The following is a 14,669-nucleotide window of genomic DNA, read 5'->3' on the forward strand; positions in this document are numbered from 1 at the left end:
TCGCCTTGGTGGGCCGTTACCCCGCCAACTAGCTAATGCGCCGCAGGCCCATCTACAAGCGATGCCGAAGCATCTTTCACGATTCCCTCATGCGGGGGAATCGATTATCCGGTATTAGCAGGCGTTTCCGCCAGTTATCCCGGTCTTGCAGGCAGGTTGCCTACGTGTTACTCACCCGTCCGCCGCTAACCTTGCCCCGAAGGACAAGATCCGCTCGACTTGCATGTATTAGGCACGCCGCCAGCGTTCGTCCTGAGCCAGGATCAAACTCTCCAAAAAGGGTAGTTCGTCTATGCTCATTACAAGCTAGCTTTCTTACTTTGTCCGACGGACCGAAATCCGCCGAACGCGTATGCGCTCGTTGTTCAGTTTTCAAGGTGCAAGCTGTTCTGTTTGCCTGCCGCCGTTTTAGCGGCGACTTTTATATACTATCACATCCGCCCTTGTCTTGCAACCCCTCAACCTTTGGAATTTTTATTCCGCCGTTTCAAAGCGGTTTGCATTTCCGGGACAGCGAGAAATAATGTATCACAAACCGCAAGTCCGGGTCAAGGGCCGTAAAAATTTACCTTAAAATACGGAGCGAACAAGAAACTTCTCCGTACGCTCTGTAAAGCAAAACCACTCGACGCGGGTCGAGTGGCTATCGAGTTTTCCGATTCAGCGCATAGCGCGACAGATCTTTCGGCGAAGCCAAGCGGGCATACATGCGGAAGATCACCTTGTACCGATTTTCGATCGCCGTCCTCATATCGCCGTCGATGCGGGTGTCGCGCAAATCGAGCAGCATTTCATCCAATTCCTTGCGGAGCACGTAATCCAATTCTCTGCATTCCCGGTCGCTAAATAGAATCCCTAACACGGCCGAATTGCCCCCTTGGCGTTTCTTAGATGTTCGTGTAATTTGTTATTCACCAAATCGGGTAATTTTAACCGCGGACCAGAAAGTATGTTATCGTGCTTTCAATGAACGCCGCCGCCAGCAAGGCGAAGAATAAAAACGACACCAGCCGGCGCAGCGTCCCGTGGAATGCGCGGAGCGCCGCCGGGGAGCCTCCGCCTCGCAGCGCGCGGAACAGCTCGACGGAAACCAGCATGCCGTACTTTAATCCGTACGACGCCGCGATGACGACGGCCGTCAGCTCCAACACGCCGTGAGGCAAAATGCCGAGCACGATCACCTGTCCGACGTTCGCTCCCGATTCGCCCGCCGTCGCGGCGACGTATCCTAAAATCATACCGTTCATCACCATGAAATAGATCGGAAATATACCGAACAAAGCGCCCAGAAATACGACAAACACTGATTTTACGAAATTATTGATAAAAATGAACAGGAACATCCACACCTGCGCGTTGTCCATGGCGTCCAGCCGTTCCACCATGCTCCGCAGCGGCTCCAATTGCCCCGCCAAATAAGCGTCGAGCCAATCCCCCGTCGCTCCCATGGCGATCCCGATCGCGAACAGCGCCGCGCTAATACCGATATATATGCGCATCGCGCTTAAGTCTTGGACGAACGCCCTCATGCTCGCTTTGTTCATCGCTCCCGCTCCTTCCGATTCGATTCTTTTGCGCCCATGATAGGCATACCTTGTCTATCTCCCTCATAGATATGGTACAAACCCAAGGAAACAAGCCGTCCCGCATCGGCCGGAGGCCTGTCACTTTTGGCTAAAGGAGGACCTATCAGTGAATGTATTTTACGTACTCAATGGGAAAAAGCTAAAGCATTACTTCATCATGCTCCTGGCCGCCGTCTTTACCGTTGGCGTCGTGTACGCGGAACGGGGCAACATTACCGTGTTCCAGCAGGAGGAAAGCCCTGCCGCCATTTATAACGTCGATACTGACCGCAAAGTGTTGGCGCTCACGTTCGATATCAGCTGGGGCGACACGCGGGCGGAGCCGATTATCGAAACGCTGCAGCAGAAGGGCGTAAAGAAGGCGACCTTCTTCCTATCCGCTCCCTGGAGCGAGGCGCATCCGGAGATCGTGAAGAAAATCCAAGACGCCGGTTACGAAATCGGCAGCCACGGCCACAAGCACGACAATTACAGCCAAATGTCCGACGAGGAAATTCGCAAACAGCTGCGGACGGCGCATCAGATTTTAACCAAGGTGACCGGCCAGCCTCCGAAACTGCTTCGCCTGCCGAACGGCGATTTCGACAAACGGGTGCTGCGCATCGCCGACGAAATGGGCTACAAAACGATTCAATGGGACACGGACTCCAAAGACTGGACGAATCCGGGCGTGGAGCGCATTATCAGCACCGTCGTGTCGCGGGCCCATCCGGGGGACATCGTCCTTCTGCATGCCAGCGACTCCGCGAAGCAAACCGGCGAAGCGCTGCCGGCGATCATCGACGAGCTTCGCGCGAAGGGCTATTCGTTCGCTTCCGTTACGGAGCTCATCAGCGGCACCGACGTGAAAGGCAACAAAGCGCAGGAGCAGCAGCCCGCGCCCAAGACGACCGCTCCCGCTCCATCCAATACATAATCGAGCGGTTTCCTCCGAGCCGGTCGGTCGACGCGTTACGACGCGCGACCGGCCGGCTCTTGCTTGGCGGACGGACCGACGATTTTGTGCAGGCGCAAAATTTGCCACGCATTGCACACAAACAACGGGAGCACCATCATCGCGGTGCCATAAGCGTTATATTGCCGCAACGCGGGCACCGATTCGAGCAGCGTAACGGCGGTCATGAAGAACATCGTCGGAACGAACGAGGCGCGGTTCGTCTGCTGCACCTTGATCCGCGACACGAGCAGCGCCCCCAGCACGACGAGCGTCGGGAGCAGCGCGTACGGCAGGAAGCTCTCCCCCACCGGCGTCCGAAGCACGGCGGCATACACCGACACGACGATAATCAGAAACACCTGCGCGTACAGCCAAATCCATTTGTTGCGGAAAATGCCCTGCGCGAAGTAATTGACGGTAAGATATGCGAAAAAGCCCATATGGCTGAACGCGCCGAGCAGCGATCCTACGATGACGGTTTGGAGCGCGTTATACCCGATCCCTTCCGCCCCCATCTGTTCCGGAGATACCTCCGGGTTGATCAAAAACACGACCGTTCCCACGGCCAACGCCGCCGCGATGCCGAGGCCTACCGTCGACATAAACAGCGACGTCCATCTCGCTAAGTTCATTGATTCGTACCCTCCGATTTGCTGCGTAAAACGCTTTTTTCCATGAATCGATTGTACATCAAACGCGTCAAAAAAAGCCAACGACCCTCCAACATAAAGCGGCCCGGCGCATCGAATACTAAGGCAAACGATGCAGCAGGGGAGGCAGTAACGCCATGGGACGTTGGCAAACCTGCGCGGCGGCCATCGCCGCGCTTGCCGTTTTGACATCCTGCGGACAGGATCAAGCGCAGTCCGCTCAAGTCAACTATAACGAAGTGAAATCGATGGTCGTCGACATTTTGAAAACCGAGGACGGCCAAAAGGCGATCCGCGAAGCGTCGAAAGAAGTAGAAGAAACCGATTTCCGTCAACTGAGCATTCTGCAAACCGGACAAGGCCAGCAGCTGCAGATGGCGGTGAAGGAAGTGCTCAGCGATCCGGCGTACGCGCAATCGCTGAAGGAAGCGATGATCGACCCGAAATTCGCGGGCGACTTCGCCAAAGCGATCACGACGGAAAACAAACATATCCAGAAAGAACTTATCAAGGATCCGGAATACCAGCAAGCGTTGATCGACGTGTTCAAAGATCCGCAGATGCAGGCCATGATCATGCAAACGATGAAGAGCACCGAATACCGTCAGCAAATCATAACGATCATGAAGGAATCGATCGAAACGCCGCTGTTCCAAGCGGATTTGCTCAAGCTTATGGAACGCGCCCTGGAGGAGCAGGCGAAACCGAAGCCCGACGCCGTGAAGGGGGCGAAAGCTTCCCAAGCGGGCGGCGAAGAGGAGAAAAAGAAGAAGGAAGAAGAAGAGAAGAAAAAGCAGGAGGAAGAGCAAACGCTGTAGCGTTCGTTCTCGGTTCCTACTCCGATGCACGCAAAAAAGCCCGAACCCGCCGGAAGTGGCGGCGCTCGGGCTTTACGTCGTTATTTGCCGGTTTTGGCGATGATCCGATCGGCGAGCTCGAGATACAGCTTGCCCGTCGGCGTATCCTCCTTGTAGATGGAGGGCGAATAGTCCGGCTCGGCCGGATGGTTGTCCGGGGCGCCGAGCGGCACCTGGAGCAGCAGTTCCGTATGCAGCTCCTCCGCCAGCTTGGCGCCGCCGCCGCGGCCGAACACGTAATCGCGCTGACCGTCGCCGCGCTCGTACCAAGCCATATTCTCGACGACGCCGAGAATTTCGTGGTTCGTATGCAACGCCATGGCGCCCGCGCGAGCCGCGACGAACGCCGCCGTCGCATGCGGCGTCGTGACGATGATCTCCTTGCTGTGCGGAATCATCTGGTGCACGTCGAGCGCGACGTCGCCCGTGCCCGGCGGCAGGTCGAGCAGAACATAGTCGAGCTCGCCCCATTGAATTTCGTTGAAGAAGTTGCGCAGCATCTTGCCGAGCATCGGCCCGCGCCAGATGACCGGCGCGTTGTCCTCGACGAAGAAGCCCATGGACATCACTTTGACCCCGTGGCTCGTCACCGGCTCCACGCCGCCCTCTTCCACGACGGGCTTCGCTTCGATGCCCATCATATCGGGCACGCTGAAGCCGTAGATGTCGGCGTCAACGAGGCCGACCCGCTTCCCGCGGCGCGCCAGCGCGACGGCCAAATTGACCGTGACCGTCGACTTGCCGACGCCGCCCTTGCCGCTCGCCACGGCGATGAACGTCGCCGGGTTGCCCGCCTCGAGCAGCGAAGGCGCCCGCTTCGCCTCCTCGTTCGCCTGCCCCTGCGGCGCGGCTGCGCCGAGCTTCTTCGCGACTTCGCCGCGCTCGAAGTCGTTCGCCTCGCGCGCTCGAATATGTACGTCGCCCGGAGCGACGCCGATTTCGCCGAGCGCCTCCCGCACCGCGGACTGCATTTCGCCCCGCGCTGCTTCGTCGTCCGTGATGTACACCAGCGTCAGCGAGACGCCTTCGCCGCGCGACATAATGTCGCGGATCAAACCGAGCTCGACCAAGCTAAGTCCCGACTCCGGGTCCCGAATATGCTCTAATGCATGAATTGCTTCTTCTCTCGTCGCCAATTGTCTCACCCTTTTCGCTTCGATCCGTACCGACATTATAGCACAACCGGACGAACCGAGAGAAACCTGGCGTCGATTACGAATGCGGCTGAAGCTCTTCGCCTTGCTCGGACTCCGGCGCGGAAGGCTCGCCGCCGCCCGAGGCCGGCTCGATCGGCGCCTGCTCGCCGGAAGCGTAGCGCAGCAGCCCTCGGTAAATCGCCGCCGCCAGCTGCTTCTGATAATCGGCCTGCGCGAGATTCGCCGCCTCCGCTTCATTGGACAGGAAGCCTACCTCCACGAGCGCCGTCGGCACCTCCGAGCGTTCCAGCACGTAGATGTTGCGAATACGCTTCGCCTGCCGATGCGTATCGACGACGGCCGTGCGCAGCTCTTCCTGGATAAACCAAGCCAGCGCGCGGTTGCCGTCATGATTCAGCGTGTAGAACGTTTGCGGACCGAACCAGCGCGCCTGCGGAATCGCGTTCAAATGAATGGAAAGAAACATGTCCGGATTCGTATCCCGCACGATCGCCGCCCGCGCCTTGAGATCCTCGGTTTTCCGCCGGCTTAAGCCCCGCGTCGCCGGCGACGCCAAGTCGGTATCCGTCGCCCGCGTCAGCACGACCGTGGCGCCGGCTTCCTCGAGAAAGGCGCGCAAGTATTTAGAGATCTGCAGCGTGACTTCCTTCTCCTGCAGCCCTTCCCGGCTCTCCGCGCCGCCGTCCGGTCCGCCGTGCCCCGGATCGACGACGATCACTTTCCCGGACAGCGGAAGCGTCCAATACGTCCACGTTTTGGCGGCGGGCAGTTGATTCGTGAACACGATAACGACGAGCGCGACCATCAGAGCCGTCGCGACCAGCTTTCCCCGCGCCGCGCCCGACAGCCAGAAGATGACGCGCTTTTGTCTTCTCATAACCAAAAACCACCCCGCCCATACAAATTGATGTATTACATCAATATGGGACGAGGTGGACAAATATGACGATTATGGAGTCGTGACGGCTTTCTCGGCAAGACCTTCGATCAGCACTTTCGCCACTTCCGGACGCGTGAACTCCGGCGGCGGGCATTCGCCGTTCCGCAGCAGCGCGCGAACCTTCGTGCCGGACAGATGCATATGATCGGCTTTATCGTGCGGACACGTCTTGCTGGACGCCATGTTGCCGCACTTGGTGCAGAAGAAGCTGTGTTCGAAGAACAGCGGCGTGATGCCCAGCTCTTCCTGCGTAAAGTTGTGGAAAATTTCTTGCGCTTCGTACGTGCCGTAGTAGTCGCCTACGCCGGCATGGTCGCGGCCGACGATGAAATGCGTGCAGCCGTAGTTTTTGCGCACCATCGCGTGCATGATCGCTTCACGAGGACCTGCGTAACGCATCGCGGCCGGATACACGCCGAAATGAACGCGGTCTTTCGGGTAGTAATTTTCAAGCAGAACCTTGTAGCTGCGCATACGCACGTCGGCAGGCACGTCGTCCGACTTCGTCTCGCCGACGAGCGGGTTCAAGAACAAGCCGTCTACGATTTCCATTGCGCTCTTTTGGATATATTCGTGCGCGCGGTGTACCGGGTTACGCGTTTGGAAGCCGACGATCGTGCGCCAGCCTTTCTCCGCGAACGCTTTGCGCGTCTCCGCCGGATCGAAGTAATACTCCGCGAAGCGCTCCGGCTGCGGACGGTTCAATACGGTGATCGAGCCGCCGACGTAGCCGGACGGACGTTCGAACAGCTTCGCGACGCCAGGATGCTCGATATCGTCGGTTTTGTATACTTTGACGGCTTCTTCCTTCAGGTCGACGCGATACGTATCTTCCACGTCCAAAATCGCGTAGACGACGCCGTCCGTTTCGCCGACCAGCGCAACCTTCTCGCCGATCGCCAGATCGCCGAATACGCTATCCTCGACGGCCAGCGTCACCGGAATGCTCCATACCGTGCCGTCGGCGAGGCGCATGCGGTCCAATACGGACCGATAGTCGGCTTCCTTCAAGAAGCCTGTCAGCGGCGAAAATGCGCCGACCGCGATGCAGTCGATATCGGAGATCGTCCATGCGCTGACGCGCACGGTGCGAAGGCTGCTCGCCAGCTGAAGAAGTTCTTCGCGTTGTTGCCCTTCGGCGATCCGGTTCACGAGCGTCCCGCCGTGAGGTTGAATCGTAGACATTCGTATTGCTCCTCCCTTAATCCGTCCCTTAGGATGTCTTATTTATGCAAACCGCATTCCGTCTTCTCCGTGCCGGACCAGCGTCCCGCGCGCGGATCTTCGCCCGGCGCGACCGGACGCGTGCAGTGCTCGCAGCCGATGCTCGGGAAGTTCTGGTCATGCAGCGGGTTGTACGGCACGTCGTTCTCGCGGATGTAGTTCCATACGTCATCCCACGACCAATTGGCGATCGGGTTGAACTTGACCAGACCGAATTTCACGTCGTATTCGACCTTCTTCGCGTTGGCGCGCGTCGGCGCTTGGTCGCGGCGAATGCCCGTGATCCACGCTTCGTAACGGCCCAGAACGTCCGTCAGCGGATCGACCTTGCGGATGTTGCAGCACAGGTTCGGATCTTTCTTCCACAGCTCTTCGCCGTGCTGAGCCGCCTGCTCTTCCGGCGTCAGCTTCGGCTTGACTTGAACAAAGTTGATGCCGTATTTTTCAGCGAGCTTATCGCGCGTTTCGTACGTTTCTTTAAAGTGGAAATCCGTGTCCAGATAGAAAATATCCGTGCCCGGTCTTACTTTTTGCAGCATGTGCACGAGCGCGACGTCTTCGGCGCCGAAGCTGCACGCGAGTACGATGTTAGGGAACGTGTCGACGGCGAATTTGAGCAGCTCTTCGACCGGAGCATGCTCGTACTTCTCCGCGGCTTCTGTGATCAAACGCTCTTTTTCTAAAAGATTCATGAGTATGGGTGCCTCCTTTTTAATTCCAACTAATTCGCTCTGATTTATAAGTTATATAGTTATTATAGATGTCCTGGTGCAATTGTCAATGCGAGTTTTAGGCTTTAATGCCAGAGTATTCGCCTACAGGCCAATGGGTGCATAGGCGCTTTCGATTGCTCAAGATCGACGTCCTTTTACGGTCTCGCGACCGCCGGTTTCCCGCCGCCGCGCAGCCGGAACGTCCGGTTGACGAGCCAGAGCGTAACAATCGTCAAACATGCCATGCCTAAAAACACGTTGCTGAATCCCGAAGCCGCGCTTTCGGCCAGCGGATTGACCGCCGGAAGGCCCACCGTTTCGTCCAGCGCCTTCATCATGACCGCACCGCTAACGGAGCCGGACAAAAAGTTGGTCAGCGTGAAGGTGCCCATGCCGATGCCGATCATCTCCCGCGGCAGCAGCGTCGAGACGTGATTCGTAATCGAAGCCTGCATGAACGAGAAGCCGACGCTGACGAACGCAAGGCTCGCGCCGACGAGCCACGCACCATGACCGCTGGCAGACGACAATAGCACCAGTCCGGCGAAAATGGAGCTCTGCGCGAGACCGACCACGAAGCCGTTGCCCTTGCGGTCCGCCAGCTTGCCCCCCTGCCGCCCGAGCAGCGCCGCCGCCATGGCCGCGGGGAACAGCGTAAATCCGATATAAACGGCCGACATGCCGTTGACGTCGTCGAGCAGCGTCGGCACGACGATCATGACGCCGAAGGCCGCCGTGCCCGACAGGAAGACGATGACGAGGCTTGTCAGCACGCCCTTCACTCGGAACAGCCGCGGCTCGATAAACGGCGCCTGTTTCTTGCGAATCCAGGCGAAGAACGACGCGAAGAACACGGCGCTCGCGATCGGCAGCCACCAGACGAAATTCGTGATCGTCAGCAGCAGCGTCACGACGCCGCCGGCCAGCAGCGCGGCGCCCGCGAAATCGAAGGTGCCTGCTCTCGTCTGCTCCGTCGGCAGCCACCGCAAAAAGAGCGGCACCGTAAGCAGCGTGCCTAACGAAATGAGAAATAAATAATTCCAAGACACCGCGCCGGTAATGAGGCCCCCCACGATCGGGCCGACGCCGGATGCGAAGGCGATCGTGGACGCGATCGTGCCGAGCGCCTTCCCCCGCTGCGTCGGCGGAACGAACCGGGCCGGGATCAGCATCGCGAGCGCGGGAATGGCCGACGCGCCTACCGATTGGATGAATCGGCCGACCAGCAGCATCGCGTACGATTGCGCGAAAAATCCGACTAACGAACCGAAGCAGAAGGTTACAATACCGATAACGATCAATCGCTTGAGCGGAAACCGGTCCGCCAGCTTGCCGTACGTCAGTGAACCTACGGCGTATATGATGGAATAGCCGGTCGTTACCCAGCTGACCTCCGAATGCAGCAGTCCGAATTGCTCGGCGATGCTCGGTATCGCGACATTAAACATGGTAACGTTCATAACGGAAAATACTAAGATGAAACAAACGGCCCAGATCGCTTTCGGCTGGAAAGCTTGCTGTTCCGCGCTCAGGGTTTGCTTCTCCATGTACCGGCTCCTCCATTACTTCCAATCTGTTATATCTTCAATTACAGATTACTGCGAGCCCGCTGGAAAGTCAAACCAAAAAGAAAGACCGCCGAAGAGAAAAGTCTCTTCGAACGGTCTGTTGTCGTAGCTGTTTCGATTAGCGCTTCGAGAACTGCGGAGCGCGGCGTGCGGCTTTGAGACCGTACTTCTTACGCTCTTTCATCCGCGGGTCACGCGTCAAGAATCCTGCACGCTTCAGCGGGCCGCGGAATTCCGGGTCAGCTTTCAGCAATGCGCGGGAAATGCCGTGACGGATCGCGCCGGCTTGACCGGAGATACCGCCGCCGTGCGCGAGCACGATTACGTCGTATTTCCCTACCGTATCCGTCAGGTTCAGCGGCTGCTTCACGATGAGCTTCAGCGTTTCCAAGCCGAAGTATTCGTCAAGCGGGCGCTGGTTGATGACGATGTTGCCGTCGCCCGGTACTAAACGTACGCGAGCTACGGAATGCTTCCGACGTCCTGTGCCATAGTATTGGAACTGTGCCATGTTGTCGAACTCCTCCTCTTACCCGCGCAATTCGTACGGTTGCGGATTTTGTGCCGCATGCGGGTGTTCGCTGCCGGCGTATACTTTCAATTTCGTCTTCAGGGCGTTACCGAGCTTGTTCTTCGGCAGCATGCCGTGAACTGCGATCTCGATCATGCGCTCCGGCTTCGTTTGCACCATGACGTGCGCCGGAGTTACCTTCAAACCGCCCATGTAGCCGGAATGACGGTAGTAGTTCTTTTGCTGCCACTTCTTACCGGTCAGCACGATTTTCTCTGCGTTGATGACGACGACGAAATCGCCCGTATCAACGTGAGGCGTGAATTCCGGCTTATGTTTGCCGCGGATGAGGCTCGCGACTTCACTTGCCAAGCGGCCGAGCGTTTTGCCTTCGGCATCGACGAGATGCCACTTGCGCTCGACTTCGTTAGGCTTGGCCATATACGTAGTCCGCATTGGAAATCCTCCATTCTTCTGCTTGCCAAAGCTGTTTTATGAATTGTGTCAATTTGCCGTTAGAGATGGCAAAGCCATATTCTAAATGTCGTAGAAGCATTGCGTGGCTTGATTGATCGCTTGTCGGGGCTGTGGGAAAGCTGACGAAGCAAAGCCAAACAATATATTACAACATATCCGGGCGTTTAGCAAGTGTTTTTTCTACGCATCATACATCGTACTCTACGTTCCATAGACACAAGCCGTGCGCTTGCGCCGTCGGTCCGGCCCGAGACCGGTCCTTGGCTTCGAGAATGCCCGGCAGATCGGAAGCGCGAAGCTTCCCCTCTCCCACTTCCATCAGCGTGCCGGCCATGATGCGAACCATATTGTATAGAAACCCGTTGCCGGTAAAGAACAGCCGAATGCGTCCTGCGCCCGGCGCCGTCTCCATGCCTGGCACCGCTTCGCGATCCAAGCGCGCTTCGAACACCGTTCGCACTTTGGACTCCGTTACGGCTCTTACCGAACAGAACGAGGTGAAGTCGTGTTCCCCGACCAGATAACGCATCGCTTCCCGCATCGCGTCGACGTCGAGCGCCGCCGGATGGTGAATCTCCATATGGCGGGCGAGCGGATCCGGGTAGCGGTTCGCGTTGATCGTATAGCAATAGGTCTTTCGCTTCGCGGATCTTCGAGCGTGGAAATCCAGCGGCACTTCTTCCGCCTTCCATACTCGAATATCGCCCGGCAGCTTGCCGTTCAGCGCGAGACACCAGCGCTCGATCGGCACGCGGGAGGCCGTCTCGAAGTTGACGACCTGCGCCCGCGCGTGCACGCCGGCGTCGGTTCTGCCCGAGCCGTGCACCGCCGCCGTCTCCCCGGTTATCGATCGAATCGCCTCGATCAAGGCGGCTTGGACGGTCGGCACTCCCGGCTGAATCTGGTACCCGGAGTACGCGGTCCCGTCGTAGCTTATCGTTAAGCGAATGTTCCGCATTCGTTTCACCGGCCGTATCTAAAAACGACTACAAAAAAAGGGCTAGGGGGAATCCAAGATTCCGACCGCCCTTCCTTCGTGTATAGGCTGTTACGCTTCGGCGCGATCCACCAATTCCAAATAAACCATCGGAGCGGCGTCGCCGCGGCGAGGTCCCAACTTCAGAATGCGAGTGTATCCGCCTTGACGCTCGGCGTAACGAGGTGCGAGTTCGGAGAACAGCTTTTGGATCGCGTCCTTCCCTTCTTGCGCCTCTTCGCGACGTACGAATGCTGCAACCTGACGACGAGCGTGCAGGTCGCCACGCTTAGCGAGCGTGATGAGCTTTTCCGCGATGGAGCGGATCTCCTTCGCTTTCGCCTCCGTCGTTTGGATCCGTTCGTAGATGAACAGGTCCGTTACCAAGTCGCGGAACAACGCCTTACGCGCGCTGGAATCGCGGCCCAACTTTTGGTATGCGGTCATGGAATGTCCCTCCCTTACGCTGTTTTTGAGATGCTTATCGCGCCGGAGGGCGAGAAAAGCGGCTTAGTCTTCCTTGCGGAGACCGAGACCGAGCTCTTCCAGCTTCTCCTGCACTTCTTCCAAGGATTTGCGCCCGAGGTTGCGGACCTTCATCATATCCTCTTCCGTTTTCGTAATCAGCTCCTGCACCGTGTTGATGCCGGCGCGCTTCAAGCAGTTGTACGAACGGACGGACAGATCGAGCTCCTCGATCGTCATCTCGAGCACTTTTTCCTTCTTGTCTTCCTCTTTTTCGACCATGATCTCGGCGTCTTTCGCCTCGTCGGTGAGGCCGACGAACAGCATCAGATGCTCCGTCAAGATTTTCGCGCCCAAGCTCACGGCTTCTTCAGGGCGGATACTGCCATCAGTCCATACTTCCAGTGTCAGCTTGTCATAGTTAGTCACTTGACCGACGCGGGTATTCTCCACACTGTAGTTTACACGGGTAATGGGCGTATAGATCGAATCTACCGGAATGACACCGATCGGCTGATCTTCGCGCTTATTCTTGTCCGCGGATTGGTAACCGCGTCCGCGCTGCGCATGAATGCGCATATGAAGGCGCGCGTCCGAAGACAAGGTCGCGATATGCAAATCCGGGTTTAGGATTTCAACGTCGCTATCGGCGCGGATATCTCCCGCCGTCACGACGCCGTCTCCCTCGGCGTCGATTTCGAGTACTTTTTCCTCATCCGAATGGATCTTCAAAGAAAGACCCTTCAGATTCAGAATGATCTCCGTCACGTCCTCAACGACGCCTGGCACCGTCGAAAACTCGTGCAGGACGCCGTCGATTTGGACGCTGGTCACTGCGGCGCCAGGCAGCGACGAGAGCAGGATGCGGCGCAGCGAATTGCCGAGCGTCGTTCCGTATCCGCGTTCGAGCGGCTCTACGACGAACCGGCCGTAGGAGCCGTCCTCACTGACTTGTACGGTTTCGATCTTCGGCTTCTCGATTTCGATCATCGATCAATACCCTCCTTAAACGTCGCTTAGCTCAAACAAAAAACGTGAAATGTCGTAGTATGCCTATCCTCCACATCCATTATTCACATGTATCGGATAAATATACTACAAACGTGAGCATTGATTATACGCGACGACGTTTCGGCGGACGGCAACCGTTGTGCGGGATCGGCGTGACGTCTTTGATCAAGTTCACTTCAAGACCAGCGGCTTGCAGCGAACGGATCGCAGCCTCGCGACCTGCGCCCGGACCTTTGACCATAACCTCTACGCTCTTCAGACCGTGCTCCATTGCCGCTTTCGCAGCCGTTTCGGCAGCCATTTGCGCCGCGAACGGCGTGCTCTTCCGGGAGCCCTTGAAGCCGAGACCGCCAGAGCTTGCCCAAGAGATGGCATTGCCGTGCGGATCGGTGATCGTAACGATCGTGTTGTTGAACGTGGAACGGATGTGCGCAACGCCGGATTCGATATTTTTCCGGTCGCGGCGTTTCGTGCGCACTGCCTTTTTGGCGGGTTTAGCCATTTCGTGTTATCCCCCCTTCTTATTTCTTCTTGTTCGCTACTGTCCGGCGAGGACCTTTGCGCGTACGAGCGTTCGTCTTCGTGCGTTGACCGCGAACCGGCAAACCGCGACGATGGCGAAGGCCGCGATACGAGCCGATCTCGATCAGACGCTTAATGTTCAGGGCGATTTCACGGCGGAGATCGCCTTCCACTTTAAGGTTCTTGTCGATTTGGTCGCGCAGACGGCTGATTTCGTCTTCCGTCAGATCTCTTACCCGCGTGTTCGGGTTGATACCCGTTGCAGCAAGAATTTGCTGCGCCGTCGTTTTACCGATGCCGTAGATATACTGCAGGGAAATTTCGACGCGCTTGTCGCGGGGCAAGTCTACACCAGCTATACGTGCCATGGATTAGACGCGCACCTCCTTTTTAGCCTTGTTTTTGTTTATGCTTCGGGTTTTCGCAGATCACCATCACGTTGCCTTTGCGACGGATCACTTTGCATTTTTCGCAAATCGGTTTCACCGACGGTCTTACTTTCATTGTGAACCCCTCCTCATCCGTGTTACGGAGGCGAATCATTTGCGGTACGTAATTCGCCCTCTCGTCAAATCGTACGGCGAAAGTTGAATCACGACCTTGTCACCCGTCAAGATTCGGATAAAGTGCATGCGCAGCTTACCCGAAACGTGAGCGAGAATTTGGTGCCCGTTCTCCAACTCGACGCGAAACATGGCGTTCGGCAACGGTTCGATGACCGTGCCTTCGACTTCAATCACATCTTCCTTAGCCATTCGATGTCTCCTTTCCGCTGCCTTCGGTCAATTTGCTTTCCAGAAATTTCAGAAGCGCGTATCTCAACTTCCCGTTCGTCACCCTGCCGGTTTCTTGAATACTGCTGGCAACCTCCGAGCTGATGAAATCGGTAATCTCGAGGTGCAGCACGTTTTTCTTCTTGGGTTGGTCGAATTTTCGCTTGTCGCCGTCGGCGATCAAGACCGTGCGGCTGTCGACGATGCCGACGACGACCGCATATTGCTCCTGATCCCTTCCGCGAAGCGCCCTAACGACCGACCCGAGCTTCGGTTCCTTCGTCGCAACCACGCGCATCACC

At 57.3% G+C, this 14,669-nt stretch carries 20 protein-coding genes and 1 rRNA gene; 2 read left to right on the forward strand and 19 right to left on the reverse strand.

What is annotated here, in order from left to right; all coding sequences use genetic code 11:
- From VE009_RS18915 to VE009_RS18925, 3 genes are all read right to left on the reverse strand, one after another.
- Positions 1-279 (reverse strand): 16S ribosomal RNA (locus VE009_RS18915); the annotation flags it as partial.
- Positions 280-643: 364 nt separating this feature from the next.
- Positions 644-862 (reverse strand): hypothetical protein, encoded by a 219-nt coding sequence (locus VE009_RS18920; RefSeq protein ID WP_325010287.1) that lies wholly within the window; start codon positions 860-862, stop codon positions 644-646.
- A 67-nt stretch (positions 863-929) separates the two neighbouring features.
- A complete protein-coding gene (locus VE009_RS18925) occupies positions 930-1,544 on the reverse strand; it encodes a stage II sporulation protein M (protein ID WP_325010289.1) in 615 nt (204 codons plus the stop codon).
- A 148-nt stretch (positions 1,545-1,692) separates the two neighbouring features.
- Between VE009_RS18925 and pdaB the strand changes: the two genes are divergently transcribed.
- Positions 1,693-2,502 carry a polysaccharide deacetylase family sporulation protein PdaB gene (gene pdaB, locus VE009_RS18930; RefSeq protein WP_325010291.1) on the forward strand — a complete coding sequence of 270 codons (810 nt, stop codon included), beginning with the start codon at positions 1,693-1,695 and terminating at the stop codon, positions 2,500-2,502.
- A 35-nt stretch (positions 2,503-2,537) separates the two neighbouring features.
- Here pdaB and VE009_RS18935 read toward each other — a convergent pair whose 3' ends face one another.
- Positions 2,538-3,155, reverse strand: coding sequence for a KinB-signaling pathway activation protein (locus tag VE009_RS18935; protein WP_325010293.1), 618 nt, complete (start codon positions 3,153-3,155; stop codon positions 2,538-2,540).
- A gap of 155 nt (positions 3,156-3,310) precedes the next feature.
- Between VE009_RS18935 and gerD the strand changes: the two genes are divergently transcribed.
- Entirely contained in the window at positions 3,311-3,991 is a 681-nt protein-coding gene (gerD, locus tag VE009_RS18940) for a spore germination lipoprotein GerD (RefSeq protein ID WP_325010295.1), read from the forward strand.
- 80 nt (positions 3,992-4,071) lie between these two features.
- Here the strand turns inward: gerD and VE009_RS18945 are convergent, their stop codons facing one another.
- The 15 genes from VE009_RS18945 to VE009_RS19015 all read right to left on the reverse strand — a co-directional run bounded on the left by VE009_RS18945 (position 4,072) and on the right by VE009_RS19015 (position 14,665).
- Complete coding sequence (locus tag VE009_RS18945) at positions 4,072-5,166, reverse strand: Mrp/NBP35 family ATP-binding protein (RefSeq protein WP_325010297.1); 1,095 nt, start codon at positions 5,164-5,166, stop codon at positions 4,072-4,074.
- Between the two features lie 76 nt (positions 5,167-5,242).
- A complete protein-coding gene (cwlD, locus tag VE009_RS18950) occupies positions 5,243-6,064 on the reverse strand; it encodes an N-acetylmuramoyl-L-alanine amidase CwlD (RefSeq protein WP_325010299.1) in 822 nt (273 codons plus the stop codon).
- Positions 6,065-6,136: 72 nt separating this feature from the next.
- A complete protein-coding gene (gene sat, locus VE009_RS18955; protein WP_325010301.1) occupies positions 6,137-7,312 on the reverse strand; it encodes a sulfate adenylyltransferase in 1,176 nt (391 codons plus the stop codon).
- A gap of 38 nt (positions 7,313-7,350) precedes the next feature.
- Entirely contained in the window at positions 7,351-8,043 is a 693-nt protein-coding gene (locus tag VE009_RS18960; RefSeq protein WP_325010303.1) for a phosphoadenylyl-sulfate reductase, read from the reverse strand.
- A 176-nt stretch (positions 8,044-8,219) separates the two neighbouring features.
- Entirely contained in the window at positions 8,220-9,611 is a 1,392-nt protein-coding gene (locus tag VE009_RS18965) for an MFS transporter (RefSeq protein WP_325010305.1), read from the reverse strand.
- 139 nt (positions 9,612-9,750) lie between these two features.
- Complete coding sequence (gene rpsI, locus VE009_RS18970) at positions 9,751-10,143, reverse strand: 30S ribosomal protein S9 (protein ID WP_325010307.1); 393 nt, start codon at positions 10,141-10,143, stop codon at positions 9,751-9,753.
- Positions 10,144-10,161: 18 nt separating this feature from the next.
- Entirely contained in the window at positions 10,162-10,599 is a 438-nt protein-coding gene (gene rplM / locus VE009_RS18975) for a 50S ribosomal protein L13 (protein ID WP_325010310.1), read from the reverse strand.
- A 208-nt stretch (positions 10,600-10,807) separates the two neighbouring features.
- Positions 10,808-11,578: a tRNA pseudouridine(38-40) synthase TruA gene (truA, locus tag VE009_RS18980; protein ID WP_325010311.1), complete on the reverse strand. Its 771-nt coding sequence runs from the start codon at positions 11,576-11,578 to the stop codon at positions 10,808-10,810.
- A 90-nt stretch (positions 11,579-11,668) separates the two neighbouring features.
- Complete coding sequence (gene rplQ / locus VE009_RS18985) at positions 11,669-12,043, reverse strand: 50S ribosomal protein L17 (RefSeq protein WP_325010313.1); 375 nt, start codon at positions 12,041-12,043, stop codon at positions 11,669-11,671.
- Between the two features lie 63 nt (positions 12,044-12,106).
- Positions 12,107-13,051 carry a DNA-directed RNA polymerase subunit alpha gene (locus tag VE009_RS18990; RefSeq protein WP_138198234.1) on the reverse strand — a complete coding sequence of 315 codons (945 nt, stop codon included), beginning with the start codon at positions 13,049-13,051 and terminating at the stop codon, positions 12,107-12,109.
- Positions 13,052-13,175: 124 nt separating this feature from the next.
- A complete protein-coding gene (gene rpsK, locus VE009_RS18995) occupies positions 13,176-13,574 on the reverse strand; it encodes a 30S ribosomal protein S11 (RefSeq protein ID WP_138198233.1) in 399 nt (132 codons plus the stop codon).
- 19 nt (positions 13,575-13,593) lie between these two features.
- The gene (gene rpsM, locus VE009_RS19000) at positions 13,594-13,962 is read right to left on the reverse strand and encodes a 30S ribosomal protein S13 (RefSeq protein WP_325010316.1); all 369 of its coding nucleotides are present in this window, start codon (positions 13,960-13,962) and stop codon (positions 13,594-13,596) included.
- A 22-nt stretch (positions 13,963-13,984) separates the two neighbouring features.
- Positions 13,985-14,098 carry a 50S ribosomal protein L36 gene (rpmJ, locus tag VE009_RS19005; protein WP_003333770.1) on the reverse strand — a complete coding sequence of 38 codons (114 nt, stop codon included), beginning with the start codon at positions 14,096-14,098 and terminating at the stop codon, positions 13,985-13,987.
- Positions 14,099-14,133: 35 nt separating this feature from the next.
- Complete coding sequence (gene infA, locus VE009_RS19010) at positions 14,134-14,349, reverse strand: translation initiation factor IF-1 (protein WP_015253312.1); 216 nt, start codon at positions 14,347-14,349, stop codon at positions 14,134-14,136.
- On the reverse strand, positions 14,342-14,665 hold the full coding sequence (locus tag VE009_RS19015) for a hypothetical protein (RefSeq protein WP_414694905.1): 324 nt from the start codon (positions 14,663-14,665) through the stop codon (positions 14,342-14,344). Before VE009_RS19015 ends, infA begins: the two co-directional genes overlap by 8 nt.
- Positions 14,666-14,669: the final 4 nt, after the last annotated feature.

Origin of the sequence: Paenibacillus sp. (genome assembly GCF_035645195.1) — a bacterium.
GTDB lineage: Bacteria > Bacillota > Bacilli > Paenibacillales > YIM-B00363 > Paenibacillus_AE.

What these genes read in the sequence shown, in the direction of transcription:
- VE009_RS18965 (WP_325010305.1), bottom strand. Translation starts at nt 9,611, where the DNA reads ATGGAGAAGCAAACCCTGAGCGCGGAACAGCAAGCTTTCCAGCCGAAA.
- cwlD (WP_325010299.1), bottom strand. Translation starts at nt 6,064, where the DNA reads ATGAGAAGACAAAAGCGCGTCATCTTCTGGCTGTCGGGCGCGGCGCGG.
- rpsM (WP_325010316.1), bottom strand. Translation starts at nt 13,962, where the DNA reads ATGGCACGTATAGCTGGTGTAGACTTGCCCCGCGACAAGCGCGTCGAA.
- VE009_RS19015 (WP_414694905.1), bottom strand. Translation starts at nt 14,665, where the DNA reads ATGCGCGTGGTTGCGACGAAGGAACCGAAGCTCGGGTCGGTCGTTAGG.
- rpsK (WP_138198233.1), bottom strand. Translation starts at nt 13,574, where the DNA reads ATGGCTAAACCCGCCAAAAAGGCAGTGCGCACGAAACGCCGCGACCGG.
- rplM (WP_325010310.1), bottom strand. Translation starts at nt 10,599, where the DNA reads ATGCGGACTACGTATATGGCCAAGCCTAACGAAGTCGAGCGCAAGTGG.
- VE009_RS18960 (WP_325010303.1), bottom strand. Translation starts at nt 8,043, where the DNA reads ATGAATCTTTTAGAAAAAGAGCGTTTGATCACAGAAGCCGCGGAGAAG.
- infA (WP_015253312.1), bottom strand. Translation starts at nt 14,349, where the DNA reads ATGGCTAAGGAAGATGTGATTGAAGTCGAAGGCACGGTCATCGAACCG.
- VE009_RS18935 (WP_325010293.1), bottom strand. Translation starts at nt 3,155, where the DNA reads ATGAACTTAGCGAGATGGACGTCGCTGTTTATGTCGACGGTAGGCCTC.
- sat (WP_325010301.1), bottom strand. Translation starts at nt 7,312, where the DNA reads ATGTCTACGATTCAACCTCACGGCGGGACGCTCGTGAACCGGATCGCC.
- VE009_RS18925 (WP_325010289.1), bottom strand. Translation starts at nt 1,544, where the DNA reads ATGAACAAAGCGAGCATGAGGGCGTTCGTCCAAGACTTAAGCGCGATG.
- gerD (WP_325010295.1), top strand. Translation starts at nt 3,311, where the DNA reads ATGGGACGTTGGCAAACCTGCGCGGCGGCCATCGCCGCGCTTGCCGTT.
- rpsI (WP_325010307.1), bottom strand. Translation starts at nt 10,143, where the DNA reads ATGGCACAGTTCCAATACTATGGCACAGGACGTCGGAAGCATTCCGTA.
- truA (WP_325010311.1), bottom strand. Translation starts at nt 11,578, where the DNA reads ATGCGGAACATTCGCTTAACGATAAGCTACGACGGGACCGCGTACTCC.
- rplQ (WP_325010313.1), bottom strand. Translation starts at nt 12,043, where the DNA reads ATGACCGCATACCAAAAGTTGGGCCGCGATTCCAGCGCGCGTAAGGCG.
- VE009_RS18990 (WP_138198234.1), bottom strand. Translation starts at nt 13,051, where the DNA reads ATGATCGAAATCGAGAAGCCGAAGATCGAAACCGTACAAGTCAGTGAG.
- rpmJ (WP_003333770.1), bottom strand. Translation starts at nt 14,098, where the DNA reads ATGAAAGTAAGACCGTCGGTGAAACCGATTTGCGAAAAATGCAAAGTG.